The sequence below is a fragment of the Rhizobium indicum genome (assembly GCF_005862305.2).
In the GTDB taxonomy this organism is placed as follows: Bacteria; Pseudomonadota; Alphaproteobacteria; order Rhizobiales; family Rhizobiaceae; genus Rhizobium; species Rhizobium indicum.
Genome location: NZ_CP054024.1, coordinates 206167 through 223032, shown reverse-complemented (window position 1 = coordinate 223032; position 16866 = coordinate 206167). Strand labels below are relative to the sequence as shown.

The 16866-nt window shown below is 55.8% G+C and carries 15 protein-coding genes; 4 read left to right on the top strand and 11 right to left on the bottom strand.

The genetic code is table 11. From position 1 onward, the window contains the following. The first annotated feature begins 9 nt into the window (after positions 1–9). From nodC to nodX, 4 genes are all read left to right on the top strand, one after another. The gene (gene nodC / locus FFM53_RS32885; protein WP_138333874.1) at positions 10–1287 is read left to right on the top strand and encodes a chitooligosaccharide synthase NodC; all 1278 of its coding nucleotides are present in this window, start codon (positions 10–12) and stop codon (positions 1285–1287) included. Positions 1288–1324: 37 nt separating this feature from the next. Further along, positions 1325–2359: a nodulation factor ABC transporter ATP-binding protein NodI gene (gene nodI, locus FFM53_RS32880; RefSeq protein ID WP_138333928.1), complete on the top strand. Its 1035-nt coding sequence runs from the start codon at positions 1325–1327 to the stop codon at positions 2357–2359. A 3-nt stretch (positions 2360–2362) separates the two neighbouring features. Further along, positions 2363–3142 (top strand): ABC transporter permease, encoded by a 780-nt coding sequence (locus FFM53_RS32875; protein WP_017958630.1) that lies wholly within the window; start codon positions 2363–2365, stop codon positions 3140–3142. 199 nt (positions 3143–3341) lie between these two features. Continuing rightward, positions 3342–4445, top strand: coding sequence for a nodulation protein NodX (gene nodX, locus FFM53_RS32870; RefSeq protein WP_138333876.1), 1104 nt, complete (start codon positions 3342–3344; stop codon positions 4443–4445). Positions 4446–4677: 232 nt separating this feature from the next. On the opposite strand, the gene FFM53_RS32865 is transcribed toward nodX, so the two are convergent. From FFM53_RS32865 to FFM53_RS32815, 11 genes are all read right to left on the bottom strand, one after another. Beyond that, positions 4678–5541, bottom strand: coding sequence for a glutamate acetyltransferase (locus FFM53_RS32865; protein ID WP_246413356.1), 864 nt, complete (start codon positions 5539–5541; stop codon positions 4678–4680). 19 nt (positions 5542–5560) lie between these two features. After that, entirely contained in the window at positions 5561–5767 is a 207-nt protein-coding gene (gene nifT, locus FFM53_RS32860) for a putative nitrogen fixation protein NifT (RefSeq protein WP_017958633.1), read from the bottom strand. Positions 5768–5929: 162 nt separating this feature from the next. Further along, entirely contained in the window at positions 5930–6124 is a 195-nt protein-coding gene (locus FFM53_RS32855; protein ID WP_017958634.1) for a 4Fe-4S binding protein, read from the bottom strand. Between the two features lie 15 nt (positions 6125–6139). Continuing rightward, positions 6140–7633: a nitrogenase cofactor biosynthesis protein NifB gene (gene nifB / locus FFM53_RS32850; protein ID WP_138333878.1), complete on the bottom strand. Its 1494-nt coding sequence runs from the start codon at positions 7631–7633 to the stop codon at positions 6140–6142. Positions 7634–7848: 215 nt separating this feature from the next. Beyond that, positions 7849–9402 carry a nif-specific transcriptional activator NifA gene (gene nifA / locus FFM53_RS32845; RefSeq protein WP_138333931.1) on the bottom strand — a complete coding sequence of 518 codons (1554 nt, stop codon included), beginning with the start codon at positions 9400–9402 and terminating at the stop codon, positions 7849–7851. Between the two features lie 195 nt (positions 9403–9597). Beyond that, positions 9598–9894: a ferredoxin family protein gene (locus tag FFM53_RS32840; protein ID WP_138333879.1), complete on the bottom strand. Its 297-nt coding sequence runs from the start codon at positions 9892–9894 to the stop codon at positions 9598–9600. Positions 9895–9905: 11 nt separating this feature from the next. Continuing rightward, on the bottom strand, positions 9906–11213 hold the full coding sequence (locus tag FFM53_RS32835) for an FAD-dependent oxidoreductase (RefSeq protein ID WP_138333881.1): 1308 nt from the start codon (positions 11211–11213) through the stop codon (positions 9906–9908). Continuing rightward, positions 11214–12335: an electron transfer flavoprotein subunit alpha/FixB family protein gene (locus FFM53_RS32830; protein ID WP_138333883.1), complete on the bottom strand. Its 1122-nt coding sequence runs from the start codon at positions 12333–12335 to the stop codon at positions 11214–11216. Positions 12336–12352: 17 nt separating this feature from the next. Further along, positions 12353–13204: an electron transfer flavoprotein subunit beta/FixA family protein gene (locus FFM53_RS32825; RefSeq protein ID WP_138333885.1), complete on the bottom strand. Its 852-nt coding sequence runs from the start codon at positions 13202–13204 to the stop codon at positions 12353–12355. 68 nt (positions 13205–13272) lie between these two features. After that, positions 13273–15339 (bottom strand): RiPP maturation radical SAM C-methyltransferase, encoded by a 2067-nt coding sequence (locus tag FFM53_RS32820; RefSeq protein WP_246413354.1) that lies wholly within the window; start codon positions 15337–15339, stop codon positions 13273–13275. Continuing rightward, positions 15336–16796 (bottom strand): radical SAM family RiPP maturation amino acid epimerase, encoded by a 1461-nt coding sequence (locus FFM53_RS32815; protein ID WP_246401475.1) that lies wholly within the window; start codon positions 16794–16796, stop codon positions 15336–15338. The genes FFM53_RS32820 and FFM53_RS32815 overlap by 4 nt, the downstream gene beginning before the upstream one ends. Between the last annotated feature and the right edge of the window lie 70 nt (positions 16797–16866).

Below are 16866 nucleotides of genomic sequence, written 5' to 3'. Positions count from 1 at the left end.
CGAGAAACCATGACCCTGCTCGCAACAACCAGCATCGCCGCCGTCTCGCTTTATGCAATGCTCTCCACCGTTTACAAGAGTGCGCAGGTTTTTCATGCTAGGCGGACAACGATCTCAACAACACCTGCACAAGACATCGAAACCAGCCCCGTGCCAAGCGTCGATGTGATTGTGCCGTGCTTCAACGAGGACCCAATCGTTCTTTCGGAATGCCTCGCGTCGCTTGCGGAACAAGATTATGCCGGAAAATTGCGTATTTATGTAGTCGACGACGGTTCCAAAAATCGCGACGCGGTGGTGGCTCAGCGCGCTGTCTATGCAGACGATGAGAGATTCAACTTCACAATTCTCCCTAAAAATGTTGGAAAGCGCAAAGCGCAAATCGCCGCTATAACCCAGTCCTCTGGGGATCTTATCTTGAATGTGGACTCAGACACCACGATCGCCCCCGACGTAGTCTCGAAGCTTGCCCACAAAATGCGGGATCCAGCAGTCGGTGCGGCGATGGGCCAAATGAAAGCCAGTAACCAGGCGGACAGCTGGCTAACTCGTTTGATTGACATGGAGTACTGGATTGCCTGCAACGAGGAGCGCGCGGCACAAGCTCGCTTCGGTGCAGTTATGTGTTGCTGCGGCCCATGTGCGATGTACCGTCGGTCTGCTATGCTTTCGCTGCTCGATCAGTACGAGACGCAGCTTTATCGCGGCAAGCCGAGTGACTTCGGCGAAGATCGCCATTTGACGATTCTCATGCTGAGCGCAGGCTTTCGAACTGAATATGTTCCGAGCGCCATCGCGGCGACAGTCGTTCCTGACACAATGGGTGTTTATCTGCGTCAGCAATTACGGTGGGCACGCAGCACTTTTCGGGATACTTTACTTGCGCTCCCCGTACTGCCTGGCCTCGATCGGTATCTCACGCTGGATGCAATCGGGCAAAATGTCGGCCTTCTTCTTCTTGCGCTGTCGGTAGTGACCGGTATTGGCCAGCTTGCACTGACCGCCACAGTGCCATGGTGGACGATCCTGGTCATTGGATCCATGACTCTTGTACGGTGTAGCGTGGCTGCCTTTCGCGCCCGCGAACTTAGGTTTCTGAGTTTTGCTCTCCACACGCTCGTGAACATCTTTCTCTTAATTCCCTTGAAAGCCTATGCCCTTTGTACCCTATCCAATAGCGACTGGCTGTCGCGCGGATCAGTAGCTGTTGCGCCGAATGTTGGTCAGCAGGGCCCTGCCAAAATGCCAGGACGGGCGACATCTGAAATTGCCTATAGTGGCGAGTGATGATCGCGCCACCGCAGCTCAAAATTTGGGACAAGAAATGAACGGGCAATTAGCGAATTTGAAGACGACGATCGCTGATCCGCACCTGGATCATATCATCTCGTCGGAGCGGCAGGGCGGTTCGAAATGCAAGGCAGTGGATTCGCCTTCTGGCGCATTGTCCCCAGTTGCAATCGATCTGGCCGGCGTTTCGAAGTCATATGGTGGTAAAGTTGTCGTCAATGACTTGTCGTTTACTATCGCCGCCGGAGAATGTTTTGGTCTTTTAGGGCCGAACGGCGCAGGTAAAAGTACAATCACCCGTATGATCCTAGGGATGACGTCGCCAAGTGGAGGCACGATCACTATACTCGGAGCGCAGGAACCGGGTCAAGTTCGCTTGGCACGAGCGAAAATCGGGATCGTGTCTCAGTTCGATAATCTTGACCTGGAATTCACGGTCCGCGAAAACCTTTTGGTATACGGCCGCTACTTCCGCATGAGCACCAGAGAAATCGAAACCGTCATCTCGTCGCTGCTTGAATTTGCGAGACTTGAGAGCAAGGCGAATACGCGTGTGGCAGACCTATCTGGAGGGATGAAGCGGCGCCTCACATTGGCGCGTGCGCTCATTAATGACCCGCAGCTACTCATTTTGGACGAGCCGACCACTGGTCTCGACCCACACGCGCGCCACTTGATCTGGGAACGACTTCGATCGCTGCTGGCACGCGGCAAGACAATTCTTCTGACCACCCATATCATGGAAGAGGCTGAGCGGTTGTGCGACCGGCTGTGCGTGCTTGAAGCTGGGCGAAAGATCGCCGAAGGCCGCCCGCATGCCCTGATCGAGGAGCAGATTGGCTGTCCCGTGATCGAAATTTTCGGTGGCGACCCGCAGGAGCTTAGTCTTTTGATCAGGCCAAATGCTAGCCGACTGGAAATCAGCGGAGAGACCCTGTTCTGCTACACGCCTGATCCAGAGCAGGTGCGCGCGCAACTGCGTGGATATTCTGGCCTGCGTTTGCTGGAGCGTCCACCAAATTTAGAGGATGTCTTCTTGCGGTTAACCGGACGCGAGATGGAGAAGTAGACGATGGGCGTAGCAACATTACCCGCCGGCGGTTTGAACTGGCTCGCAGTTTGGCGCAGAAACTATCTTGCTTGGAAAAAAGCGGCGCTGGCATCCATTCTCGGGAATCTAGCCGATCCTATAATTTACCTATTCGGGCTCGGCGCTGGATTGGGAGTGATGGTAGGGCGCGTTGACGGCGTATCGTACACTGCATTTTTGGCGGCTGGAATGATCGCGACAAGCGCGATGACTGCTGCAACCTTCGAGACTATCTATGCGGCCTTCGGCCGAATGCAGGGCCAACGCACCTGGGAAGCAATGTTGTACACACAGCTCACGCTAGGGGATATCGTCGTTGGGGAAATGGCATGGGCAGCAACTAAGGCGGCGCTAGCGGGCACCGGTATTGGTATCGTCGCCGCCATGCTGGGATACACCCATTGGCTGTGTCTTCTCTATGCGCTTCCGGTCATCGCCCTCACTGGCTTAGCGTTTGCGAGCCTTGGAATGGTCGTTACGGCCCTCGCGCCCAGTTACGATTACTTCATCTTTTACCAAACCCTCGTCATCACACCGATGTTGTTTTTGTCGGGCGCAGTGTTTCCCGTAGACCAATTGCCCGTAGCATTCCAACAGATAGCCGCCTTCTTGCCCTTGGCGCATTCGATAGATCTTATCCGCCCGACAATGCTGGGCCAACCAATCGCAAATGTCTGCCTGCATATCGGCGTTCTCTGCATCTACATAGTCGTACCATTCCTCGTGTCGACCGCATTGCTTCGGCGGCGGCTAATGAGATGATGAATGCCACTTTCACAGTAAGCGGTGCCTTGACCCCACCGTCCGGATCAGCGTGTAATTGTTGATGTTGTTGCCGAACGAGGGCAACCGATCTGACGGCAGAGCTGCAGACGACAACGCAGTCCACCGCTACACCGAGTTCTGTTCTCAATAAAACGCCAAAAGGTTGCGCGGCATCTGCCCGCGCTGATGGACATTCATGGGACCATCCAATGAACACTCATCCGGTCACCGGAACAACTTTGACCTGTTAAGGCTCTTTGCCGCCTGCCAGGTGATGTTTAGCCACGCCTGGAATTGGCTTCATCTGGGCGATCCTTTAAACGGCACATGGGTCTTCGATCTGTTGTTTTCGGCGCCGGGTGTTGCGATCTTCTTTTTAATCAGCGGCTTTCTAGTAACGGATTCTTACATCCGATCGTCGTCTGCGGCCTCTTTTTTCGTCAAGCGGTCGCTCCGGATCTTTCCTGCACTGTTCGTCAACATCGCCGTGATGGAACTTGCCCTGCTGGTGACTGGGGGATTAAATGTTACCGGCATCTTGCAGTATCTGTTTTACTTCACAGTCTACATCCTGACCGCTGCACGAATCTGGGCGGTCTACTTCACCTACGAGCCCTACACGATGAGCGGCTTTTACGGCGCCTCGGACCCAAGTGGGGTGCTGTGGACGCTGACGGTGGAGCTGACGTTCTACCTCACCCTGCCAATGCTGTTGGAAATTTGGCGGCGGTGGAAACGAGCAGGGGCCCTAGTCGTTGCCGTCGCCGCTCTCGGGTCTTGGGTCATGGCGCAGCACTTCAACATAACTGATAAGTACAATCCGTTCCTGTCGGTGACAGCAGGCCCGACTTTCTGGATCTTTTCGATGGGAGTTCTTGCTCGGCTTTACTGGCATCGCGTCAGCAAGATCTTCGAAGGCAAGCTCTTGTGGTGGCTGGCAACTCATCTCGCGATAACGTGGTGGGTAGCAGGAACGTCCGCTGCATTCATCTCGATCAACAATGCGGCGCCTGTCGATGCATTCCGAATCGCTGTTCTTGCCGGTTTAGTCCTGTCGGCAGCGCACTCACTTCCGCGCCCTAACCTGTTGCGCGGGCAGGATCTCTCTTACGGGATCTACCTCTACCATATGCTCGTCATGCACACGCTGATCGCCATCGGATGGGTCGGCCACTGGTGGCTCTGGATCGTCGAGCCTGTCGGAACCGTGGCACTAGCCGCTCTATCATGGGCGCTGATTGAACAGCCGGCCATGAAACTTCGCACATCGCTAGTCGCCAGAAGGCTTTCCGTCGCTTAAACGGAAAGCTCCTGTTAAGAGATCGGAACTCCAATGGAAGCTGCCACATTGGGCTGTGGTGTCTGGGATGAATCGGAGTGGGTGAAGGTGACCCCATCCGAGGCCCGGTTGGGCCAGAAGAACCACAGGGGCCGCAAGTCGTTCCGGGTGAAACTGGACCAATGCCCGGCAGCCGGGCGCTTTTGGCGGAGGAGACGCGCTAGTCCATGGTCGCGGATCAAAATAGTCAGGACTACGTGCGGCCAGAGCATCGGGTACGGATATCCTCCATTGAGCTTGACTTGGTGGGCATCTGAATCAATTCAGCGCGGAGGTAGAAGGGCTGGTCGCTCGTCGCCTGGAAGGAGCCGAAGGCCTCGGTGATAGCGGCCTGCGTTTGCTGGTTCGAGAGCTTCAGCTTCGCCGAAACTTGAGTCGAAGCGATGATAAATTTCTCCGGATTTCGGTCCTCCGTTACATCCAGGCACGTCAGACTGAGGTGGATCTCAGCCGTGTCGGATTGATCCAGGATGAGGCAGTTGAACGCTGTCGGCTTTCCAAATTGTTTCAGGTAGGAGCCAATGGATTTCGCCAGTGTGGGCCTTTGGCCTTTACTGGTGCACATCGACGCAAGTTTGTCCGGCAACCCCCCAAGCGGCATTGTGCAGCTCAGCGTTTGCGTCAATTTCATTCTTCCTACCTGATAAGGGACCGTCTGCACGGCGTTCTGCCAGGCTCGAGCCTCCAGATTGCGGGAGGCATCTTCCAATAGTGTCTGAATCAAAGCTGAACAAATCTTCTCTGCGTCGAGGGGGCTATTGCTCTTGGGGCCGTTCACGAGGAAAAGAGCCGCAGCTGTTCTGGCGAAGGGGTTCATGCCAATTCCTTTCCGGAGCGCCGCGGATATCACCGAACCGATGGGATGAATGCTGTTACAAAGCTTAGGGCTTCCGCCTGGATTGCCGATTAGGCTAGCGTTGTTTCGTTGAATGGCAGCCATCTCGGATTCCTCCTGATTTACGGGCGGCCTCTTGCCGTTAGCCGCCTTCAAGGGATCGGGAACTCGATGCCCTCTATTTGGGGTGTATGCCCGCTTGCGCTTCACATCGACGCTCATCTATCAACCTGCGCACACGCTAACTGGATAGCCTCCTCGCGTCGACAGTAACGGGCAGGCGCCTGTTCTGCGATAGGTCGGGGAGGGCTATCCGCCATCCATTTTTCAGCAAAATAAAGCCGCCCCATAGGTTTTTGTGCTCAACCGAAATGATCGGTTCCTCAAGGTCTTTCTTGTGAATATAGACCGATAAGCCGACGTCAGTTCTGCTGATTGTCACTCTCATGCATGTCCCTTCTCGCTGCGCCGGATTTGGAGCTCCGGAAGCTCAGGTTGCGCGCATCGCTCACTGGATTGGATATCGGTGGTACGTGAATTTTTGACCTCATGTTCGCTTAGGAGACCACTAGCGGCTCGTCGCATTCTTTACGATTTAGTCCGGTGGCGATCAGGCAGGGACGCAGGTCTTCGGCATCGGACACACCGAAGCGCATTGTTGCGTGTCAAACTCACCCTTGCACTCAGTACATTTTTTTGAATCCACGACGTATCCCTCACCTTTGAAACTGATCGCATCTGAGGGACATTCAAATTCGCAAGCCCCGCACTGGGTGCATTGGGATACAATGATCTTGAAGGCCATGTTTTAGCTCCTGATTCAATTAGAGGGGCCTAAAGCCGTCGGCATCGCCGGTTTGCCGCCAAACTCGGCGGCGTATAGCGCGCCAATCGCAGTCTCGATGTAACTATAGGAAAATGCGTCACTGGCTCGCACGCCAGTTTCTGCCAGCCGCTTCTTTGGGCAATCGCCGATTTTGGAAGAAAGCAGAATGTCGATGCCGTCGAGTGCAACGATAGTGTGATCGAGAGTGGCCTTCTCGCCTAAACCACCGAGGCAATACTGCTCGACCTTGCGGTGTCCCACCAAGTTGATCCCCTTTCGTGAGACTGCATACACTTGGAGTTCCCTTGCCTGACCGAAATGTTCGTTGATCCTGCCGCCACCTTTAGTCGCCACGGCAACAGCGAGGGTTCCCGAAGAACCCAGTGACCTGACTGCTTTGTTCGCGTCCAATTTTGCTGCTAGTTGATCCCCTCGCTCATGCTGGACCAGCTTGCGATAGGCCTCGCGCTTGCGGGTGTCGAATTTAACTCTGGTGGAGATCTGGTCGAGGGCAAACTCTCGCTCGCGATCATCGCCCAGCAAACCGATGGCGTCGGCCCGGCATTGTTGGCAGTGGCGCATAAGCTTAACGTTGCCATCGAGACAGTCTTGAAGTGCCTTCAGTTCGAACGGCTCCGGGCAACGCTGACCCGTAAGACCGTAATAAGTGCCATGTGAAGGCTTGGAAATCAGGGGCACCACATTGTGCATGAATGCCCCGCGGTCTCTGATCCATCGGTTAACTTCCACGAGGTGCGTGTCATTGACGCCTGGAATCATCACCGAATTGATTTTGGTGAGAATGCCGCGTTTGGTCAGCATTTCCAAACCCAGCATTTGGCGCTCGTGAAGGATCCTGGCACCTTCTATCCCGGTGTATCGACGATGACCGTGAAGTATCCATGGATAGATCTTCGCCCCGACTTCCGGATCCACCATGTTGATAGTGATCGTCACGTGATCGACGTTCATGTCAGCTAGCTCATCGACATGGTCCGGAAGCGCCAATCCATTGGTAGAAATGCATAGTCTGATGTCAGGTATTTCTCTCGCAACTCCTTCAAACGTCGCTACTGTCTTCCTCCAGTCGTAACAAGCGTCGCCCGGTCCGGCAACGCCGACTACGGAAAGCTCCGGCACTTTACTGGCGACGGCAAGCACCTTGCGTACTGCCTGGTCGGGAGTCAACTTCACCGATGCGACGCCCGGGCGGCTTTCGTTGGTGCAATCATATTTGCGATTGCAGTAGTTGCACTGGATGTTGCAAGCAGGTGCGACCGCGACATGCATTCGAGCGAAATAGTGATGCGCTTGCTCTGAAAAGCAGGGATGGTCTTTGATTCTCTCCCAGATCCGCGCATCTATGTCATCCGTCACCGAAAGGCCATAGGACGAAGATGCGCGGCCACCGGGCATAGCGGGAGCCATCGGCGCTCGGTGGAAGGAGGCACTGCTGCTCGTCCCGACCTTTATTTCCGGTTCCGACATTGCACTGTTCCACTGATGAGGAAAGGTTACAGCTCCAAAAGCAAGCGAGATTCCCGTCGACGAGACATTATGGTTTCAGCGCTTATGTCGCCTTTAACACCCGATTCCCCCGCTTGCTGTCGGAGCTGTTTTGTAGAAATCAAGACAGGGTCGCGCCCGAAGTCGCTTCGCTGGCAACCAACCAAAGCTGACAACGCTCTTGATCTCGCTCACCTTCACTCTTTCACCACATCGATACCAAACCGGCGCAACGCATAGCCGACCTGTCGCGGCGTTTTCCCTAGGATACGAGCCGCTTTGGCCTGTACCCAACCAGCCTTCACCATTGCATTGATCAGTCGATCACGCTCAGTGAGACCCGGTGCCTCCATTGTGGCTGTGGCACCGCTGGGAGTGCCTGCGTAGGGGCCCAGTCCGCTCGACATTGTGTCTCGCGGGTTGAGAGTGTGCATCGTTTTGTTGCCAATACCGTCGACGTCGGTTTTCCAAAGGAGCGCCGAAAAACATTGGTTTTGCTGACAAGCAAAATCCGATGAACCGATGGTATTTGAACTGGCGAGAGTGGCGGTCTTTTGTACGCAGTTGTCCAGCTCGCGAACATTGCCGGGGAATGCGCATTTAGACAAAATGTCTAGTGCCGACGGCGCGAACTCAAAATTTCGATCATTTGCCTTGTTGAATTGCTCGAGGAACACTTGCGCTAGAAGCGAAATGTCTCCGTCGCGCAGCCGAAGTGGCGGCAAAATGATGGGCACCACATTGATCCGGTAATAGAGGTCGGCTCTGAACTCCCCTCGAAGGACGGCCACTTCAAGGTTTTTGTTGGTGGCGCATATAACTCGAACGTCTACTTTTAATGTCTTCGTTCCGCCGAGACGTTCGAATTCGCCTTCCTGTAACACGCGCAATAACTTCGCCTGGAATTGTGGTGATACATCGCCAATTTCATCAAGCAACAGCGTTCCGCCATTGGCCAGTTCGAAACGTCCAGCTCGTTGAAGAAGAGCGCCAGTGAAAGCGCCTTTCTCATGGCCAAACAATTCGGATTCCAGAACGGTTTCCGACAGCGCGGCGCAATTCAACTTAATAAATGGCTTGCTTTTCCGTATCGACAGCGCGTGTATTGCTCTGGCAAAGCACTCCTTGCCAGTACCGGTCTCACCTCTCAAAAGCACCGCGGAGTTTGTCGCGGCCGCGATTTTGGTGGTTTCGAGAACCTTCTTGATCGCAGGGCTGTCCCCGACGATCCAGTCGATCTTATCGTGCTGGGTGTGAGGCCTCGGCTTGATTTTCGGAATCTGTCCTGCTTGTTGTTCCTCGGTGACCGAGCCGCCATCGCTGCACAATTCGCGATATCGCTGGCAGGTTAAACCGATCAGCACGGCAATCTTTGTCAGAAGACTTTCGTCCTGAGCTTCGCTTTGCTGTGCGAAATCAATCCACAATGCGCCGATTGCTTTCCGGTTTGCCTTAACGGGGAGAAAGATGGAATTTTTCCCAAAGTGCTTCTCACCGCCAGCGAGGACACGATCTATTGCGTCCGCCTGTTCAATCGTAAGTGGACGTGAGCGAACGTCGTGCCCAATGAGAGCCCGCACGTTTATCCAGGGCTCTCCTCCGGCGCCGTGAATCACGATTCCGCCATCGCTCAATAGCAGATGCTCGGCGAGTGCATTCATGGCAGCCTTCAGCACGTTGTCTAGAGGAAAAGAAGAGATAAGTTCTTTGGATACGGCGTAGAGTACACTGAGCCGCGTCTCTGGTTTAATCGGGCCTACAAACAGGGGAGGGTGCACTGTTTTTTACCCTGGTGCGCGAAATATGTCGGCGCATATTCCTAAGTTAACGATACGTGTTATCGACGGCGTAAATTAGCCTTTCGAAAAGTTGAGTGGATGCACATTCAATCGCCGCCGCTAATGCAGTTGCACCGATCGCTGCTGTCCGCCGGAGGTAGGAACTCTTCATCCGAATTTGAAGAGGACCCCGAACCCGCCCCGGGGATAATTCCACTTTATGTCGCCACTAGCTTCGCATAACACTCTGCATGTGCCGCATTCCAAGCAGCCATCCGAAACAATCGCTACCTGACCAATTTCGTTCAGCTCGTAGCATTTGGCCGGACAGATTTTCGTCAAGGCGAGGAGGCTCGGGCTTGGCGACAGATGCGGTCGCACCGTAATGTGTGGTCGTCCAGTATCGACGAGATATCGGTTTTGGTACAGCTTATCCTCAATGCGCTCAATGATGGTCGTCTTCATCGAATTTTCCTTTAGCGCCATGATGCGGCGGAGCGGACCGCGTCGCTGATCAACCCCCAACGGGATCGTGCCTTGATAAAGGAGGCAGCTGTAGCCTTCTCCCTGTTGATTTTAGGTGCGCCGTCGACGCGCACAAAATTTTGCGCTGCCTGAGATATAAGCGTTGGATACGTCATGAAAAAATTGTGGCTGTCGGTGTGGAGGAGGCTTGGAAGATCTTTGTGTTTGATCAGGTCTTTCATGACGAACGACTTGTCCAGTATGCCCTTATAGAGAGAGAGATTGCGTTTCGTCATCAGACCGCCACGGCTCTTTACCTGGAAGATTGCTTCACCCGCCATGAGGCCGGATGTCATCGCAAGGTTCGATCCCTCCCTATGCACGGCATTGTTTAGTTGCGCCGCGTCGCCCACGACGACCCAACCGTTGCCAAAGAGCTGTGGAATTGCCTTGAAGCCACCCTCAGGAATAAGATGCGCGGCGTATTCTTTGATCTCTGATCCGGCCAGTAATGGTCGGATCGAGGGATGTTGCTTGAAGGCGTCAAGAAGGCGGTACGGATTTTCCATGCCTTCCGCTAAACCGGAGACGAGGCAGCCGATCCCCACCGAGATCGACTCCTTGTTGGTATAAAGGAAGCCCAGTCCGGCCATTCCGCGTGAGATCGTGCCGCCGGCTTCGATCACACAGCCTTCGCTACCGCTGAGGCCAAAGCGCTCTGCGATGACGTCTTCCGGCATGAAATGCATTTCCTTGACAGCGAGGGCCACATTTTCCGACTTCGGCATATCGCGTAAGCCGGCTCGTGTTCCAAGCAGTCCGTTCACGCCCTCAGCAAGGACGACTACGTCCGCGAGGATCACCCCGCCCTCTCGGTCCGTGTGAACGCCTATTACTTTACCGCTCAGGTCCCAAGCGAGTCTGGTCGCTGTCGTTTCACAAAGGACTGTGCCGCCCGCTTCGCGCACCTTGTGTGAGAACCATTTGTCAAATTGGGCGCGGATGATCGTATACCGGTTTGGCTTCAGTTCATTGAAGTCACCAGAGCGATAGTGCACGCCCGTGTGCGACGAGTCATCCATGAGCCAGAATCGTTGCTCGACCAGATGCCGTTCAAGAGGAGCGTCATCGCGGAAGTTTGGGATAATCGCCTCCAACATGTCGGCGTACAATATAGCCCCTTGAACATTCTTAGAGCCCGAATGTTCTCCGCGCTCCAGCTGCAGCACTTTTAGACCGCGCCTTGCCATCGAATACGCTGCGGCGTTGCCGGACATACCGGCACCAACGACTATCGCGTCGAACTTACTCTGGGTCATCTAGCTTCCTCGGTCCATAACCTTGATAGAGTTGTGCGGTGCCATTCGCTTGGCGAAAGCGTCTGTCAACGCCGGCAAGAACTCCAGCGCGCAAGCGACAACGCCGATGTGGGCGAAGTCAAAGATCGGAGCGTTCTGGTCGAGGTTGATAGCGACAATCAGATCGGCTCCTTCGACGCCAACGCGGTGCTGGACCGCGCCAGATATTCCCGCCGCGATGTAGAGCTTGGGTCTAATGGTATGGCCGGACTGACCAATTTGTCGATCCGCAGGCATCCAGCCTTTTTGGACCAGTGGGCGCGAGCACCCGACTCCCCCGCCGATCGTCGTTGCCAGGTTTCTCAAGTATTGCAGGTTTCCTACAGCGCCGAGGCCGAGTCCGCCCCCGACCACGATGTCGGAGTTGGCCAGATCGGATTGCTCAGACCCGCTGTTACAAAGGAACGCGAAGACTTTGGTGACGATCTCCTCCTCAACCATCAGGAGTTGATGTTGGATAACGCGCCCAATTGGCTTATCCGCACGTTGCGGCGTCGCCATGACCCTGGACCGCACCGTTGCCATTTGCGGCCGGCTAATCAGCGTGTAGATCGTGCACAACAAGGACCCGCCGAAAGTTGGCCGCGTCGCTGCGAGTGAACCATCTCCATCAACATCCAGCTCGGTGCAATCAGCCGTAAGCCCTGTTTGTAACGTCGTTGCTACAGCACCGGCGAGGTCGCGGCCGAGCGTGGTCGCGCCGAGAAGGAGAATTTCTGGTTTGTGAGTAGTGACCAGATCCGTCAAAGCCTTGGTGAAGGGTTCGTTTCGATAATTGGCGAGGAGTGGCGACTCTACTAGATAGGCGACATCAGCTCCGTAGGCGAAGGCCTCTTCGATCGCAGGCTTGGTGCCCACGCCTTCAGACGAACCGAGGATTACCCCGGCCAGTTGGACACCCAGTTTGTCAGCTAGTCTGCGGCCTTCGCCGAGGAGTTCAATCGATACGGGATGAACATTGCCGCGCTCAAGTTCCATGAAGACCCAGACGTGCCGGTGATCTTCGAAACACTTAAGCAGCTTTTTCCCTGAGCTGGCGCGGCCGACCGCGTTTGCCGGCGTTTCATTTTTTCTAGCAACCAAAATCTACTCCTCGCTGCTCACCGATTGCCATGGGACGTGAGCTTGCGTTCCAAAACAGGCTGGCGGGCAAAAATTGCAGTGACCGTGTCCGCGGCGACCTCGGCCAACGTTTTGTCGTTAATGTCCATTTGCATAGCTTTTTCGGCGCGCGGACCAGGGGCGAATACTCGCTTCACGACCGTCGGCGATCCCCTTAGGCCGCATTTGGTCAACTCCCCAATGCCGGCGTCAGCGGCCCCCCATTTAAGAACCGGGCTTCGCGCGGCTCGGAAGGCGTCATCGAGAGAGCCCCGGCGGATAGCATTGACACCTTCCAGCACGGTGATGAGACATGGCAACGTGCTCTTCAGCATCTGCGTGCCGCTCTCCGCGTGCCGTTCAACCATGAGCTCGCGCGACGTGGGGTCAATGGAGACAATCTTCGTTACGTAAGTCAGTTGCTGGAGGTTCAGCCTCTTTGCAATTCCGGGTCCGACCTGGGCCGTGTCGCCGTCAATTGTCTGCTTTCCGGTAAAGACGATATCAGGCGCCCCATAGCTCTCGCCAATCTTCGCTACTGCGTGAGAAAGTGCATACGAGGTCGCCAGCGTGTCAGATCCAGCAAAGTGGCGGTCGGTCAGAAGCACTGCGCGATCTGCGCCGTGGGTGAGGGCTTTGCGTAGCGCTTGCTCAGCCATGGGCGGTCCCATCGTGAGAACGGTCACCTCGCCCCCATAGCGGTCACGAACTTGTAGTGCCTCTTCGAGGGCAAACAGGTCGTAAGGGTTAATGATGGTCGGTACGCCTTGGCGCATGATCGTATTTGTCACCGGGTGGACGCGTATCTGCGCAGAGTCCGGCACCTGTTTGATACAGACCACGATGTGCATAGTCGTTTAAGCTCCCAATCGGATTTGGGCTTTAGGACCCGGCTTACTCTGAGCACTACTCGTGCCAATCAGGTTGCGCCGGTAAACCTTCGAGATTGCACATGTTTCGTTGTCGCTATGCGAAGGGGTTTTGTAGGGTTGCCGACATGTTTTGTCGTAATCCGCCCCAGCCTTTCGCTCGGACAGTACCCGCCGACACGTCGGTCTAAATAGCCTCCTGGAAACGCGGTCAGAGCGGGCATTGACGTACAGGGGTCCCAAACCGGAAGCCCGACCAGGCGGGCGTCCAGCCGGACAATTAGCTTGCGAGCAATAAGGTCTGCAGTCGCCTCCTCAATCTCCGCCAGGCTCGCCCCCTTCAGCTGTCCACTCAGGCGGGCCTCTGGCATGCCTTGATCAGCAGCCAGTAGGATTTCACGCGCCAAGCCTTTGACTCGCTGTTCACGCTCCACTGCTATATTGCGCGTGTCCTCAATCATAATCTCGTCACCGCTATCGCACATCGATAGCATAGGGGTCGTCGGGCCGCGCCATGCGTCTCTCCAGGCATCCATACCTTGAATCATCGCCTGAACGCCGGGGCGGCGGTTTGCGTCAAGTACACCGAAATTGCGGCCGGTATCATTGGCTTGACTGTCTTCGAAGTAGTAAACCTGATCCGCAAGATCGCGCTCAGAGAGCGGATAGACGTAGCGATAGGAAGCGGCCGGGCTGAGCGTCAGACCATATTGGTCGGCTGTGCGATGATAGAGACTGAAGCGCTGGTAGCGCAATCTAACAGCGTGTCCCGGCTGCAGATGACGCAGCAGCGGCAACAAGCGAGCCATTTGAGCGTACCAAGCATCGCTTTCGCGGGGGAAACCCCACAGGATACTCCAGATAGCCCGCACGCCAAACTGGCGACACCATTTCAGGAGCTGAACATTTTGCACTGCCGTCGTTCCCTTGCCCATAAGCTTCAAAGCGCGGCTATCCAGGCTCTCGATACCTGGTTGGATCCAGCGGACACCGCCTGCGGCCAACTTCTCGACTTCAACGCGCTTCAAATTGGCTTTGACTTCAAAGAAGATGGAGAGCTTTTCGGGTAGGGCGACGAGGTGAGGCAATGCCTTTTCAACATAGTCATTCGCCAGAATGTTATCCACCGCCTCAATGCGCGACGTGCCGTAGCGCTTGGACATCTCGATCATCTCCTCTAACGCTTGTGCGGCCGGTTTCTGGCGATACGTCATCAATGCGCCGTTCAAGCCGCAGAACGTGCAGGGGCTGCTGCGCTGCCACCAGCAGCCGCGAGAGAACTCCATCGGCAGCCCCGGATAAACGCGGTCGGCATAGAGCGATCGCTCAAGTTCGACAAAATAATCCGAGAAATCGGGCAGCGGCAGGGCATGTATATCCTCGACCACTGCGCGGGGCACCAAGTCGCCTGCCAGCGTGGCGGGATAGCCGGCCTGGCGATGAACCGGGCCGAAAACGCCGAACGGCAGGTCGCCCGGTGGGATATCGCGACCATGAGTGAGGATGTCGCGACAGAGCCCTCCGATCAGCGTGTCGGCCTCCCCCGACACGACGTAGTCGACCCACGGGAACCGCGCATGAGTAGTACGTCCCATCACGGATTCACAATTTGCCCCCCCCATGAGGGTGACCAAGCCTGGCGCGAGCTCGCTCAGGCGCCGCAACAACGCAAACGAGGGAACGTGCTGATTGAATGTTGACGTGCAGCCGACCATAGCCGGCTGTTCCTTCAGTATCTTGCCGCATGTCCAATCGATGAAGCCGCCGATGAGCGAACGCAACTTGAGGAAATTAGCACGAAGCTCGGCCTCACTTCTATGTGGGCACGGATTGCGCCGGAAATACCGATCGAGGAACAGGGCGTGGTTGGTTTCGAAGTCAGGAAATGCGACGCCTGCGAACAGCCAGTCAACAAGCGCTTCCTCCGGAGGGGAAGTCTCAAGTAAATTATAGTCGGCGAGGCCAGCGTATTCCAGAAACCAGATATTGGCATAAACTGTCCTCGATTGCAGGCCGGCCCGCGTCAGCGCCGACTGCAGCAGACCAAGCGCCAGCGACGGTCGTTCAACTGCTGACATCGGCATGTTCACCAGCACGATCGGCATATCGGCGCTCATGTCGTGCCCTCGCCATTCCGCCAGGCAAAGCGCTCGTCGAGGTCCTCTTCGAGCAATCCTCTCATGTGCAGTTGGTCGAGTTCATCGGCAACTGCTATGGCGCTCGCTCCATCCGTTACGACCTGCGCAACCAATTCCGACGCAGTACAACGGTCACTTGCGATCAGATCGCCAACGGAGGAGGCGGCGTTGTCGGGCACCTGATACTCAATGTGGCAAGATCGGAGGAGGAAGTGATGGCGCTTGGCCTCGTACTGCAAGTCCCCGCGGAAGCGGATCGGCCGGTTGGGAGGTGGGCTCTCGTGCATGTGCTCATCAATCATGCTTTGGACTTCGTCCCGGAACTCATCTGGCGTTCCGAAGAAATGTTCATCCACGATGCGATAACCGAGAGGCCAACGTCCGCTCGCCGGTACCGGCGTCACCAATTGCACACGCCGCCGCGGCATGTTTACGAGAAAGCCGGAAACGCAGGCGATCGTCGTGTGACCGCTCTCAGATTCCACGGTTGCATCGCCGTCTTTGACTGCGCTGAGTTTCTCCTTTCGCGCGCGGCCGGCGAAAGCTTTTGAACTTCGCATCTCCTTGCCTTGCAGGACGAGTTCAACGCCCATCAGATCCTCGGGCGAAAATGCCGTGTGGATCTGATTGAGTTGGTCCGTGCTCAGCACGGAAAAGCGATTGGTCACGCAACGGTAGCGTTCGAACAGCTCGAGCACACGCTTGGTGAGTGCCAGATTCTTGAGAGGCATAGCCGTCGTTGTTTGCGGCAATGTGCCGGTGATTTGATAATAGTCAAAGAGAAAGCGGTCGTAGTCGGGATTATCCATCGGATCTGTGGCGCAGTAGCAGAAGCCAGTGCTCGCTGCCGAACCGAACATTTCGCTCGAGACGCCAACTACCCCGCGCCAAAGGTAGGCATGCTCCTTGCTATATTCATAATAACCCTTGAACCGACTCGCCGACAGGCCGCAAAACCAGCAGCCCCCGGTACAGCCTTCGCTCAGCTCGAAAGCAATGACGGGGTGCGTGATCGACTGTGCCGATATGCCCAACACGTCGTCGCAGCGGCGCATTTGCCGCTCGCGCCACGCATGGAAACGAGGGGAAGCAACCGACATGTTGCCTTGGTCGCGCAGGATGTCGCGATGGCGCACCATCTCGTCCATATACTCACGCCAAGTTACAGCCAATGGCCACGACGTACACTCCGGTTTGCCATATAATTTCCGGTAGCTAGAATGCCAGAGCGGCAGCATCTCCATCGGGTCGACTTCAATCCCGTAGCGCGCCGTTACGCTACGAGGGTTGTCGACGTTCTCCGAAAGCGCGCTCTTGAATGCCGCGTCGCCGGAGAGGCATTCCATGAAGCGCTTGATGTGGGCCAGCGTGCGGACCTCTGCAGGCGTCCGCCGGTCAAAGATCTGTCGATAGTGTTCCTTAGCAGAGTGGGTCACGAGGTTACCTCCCATTTCCACTTTCTCATTGGTCACGGGGGGTGAATGCGCACCGCCCGTGACCGTTTGG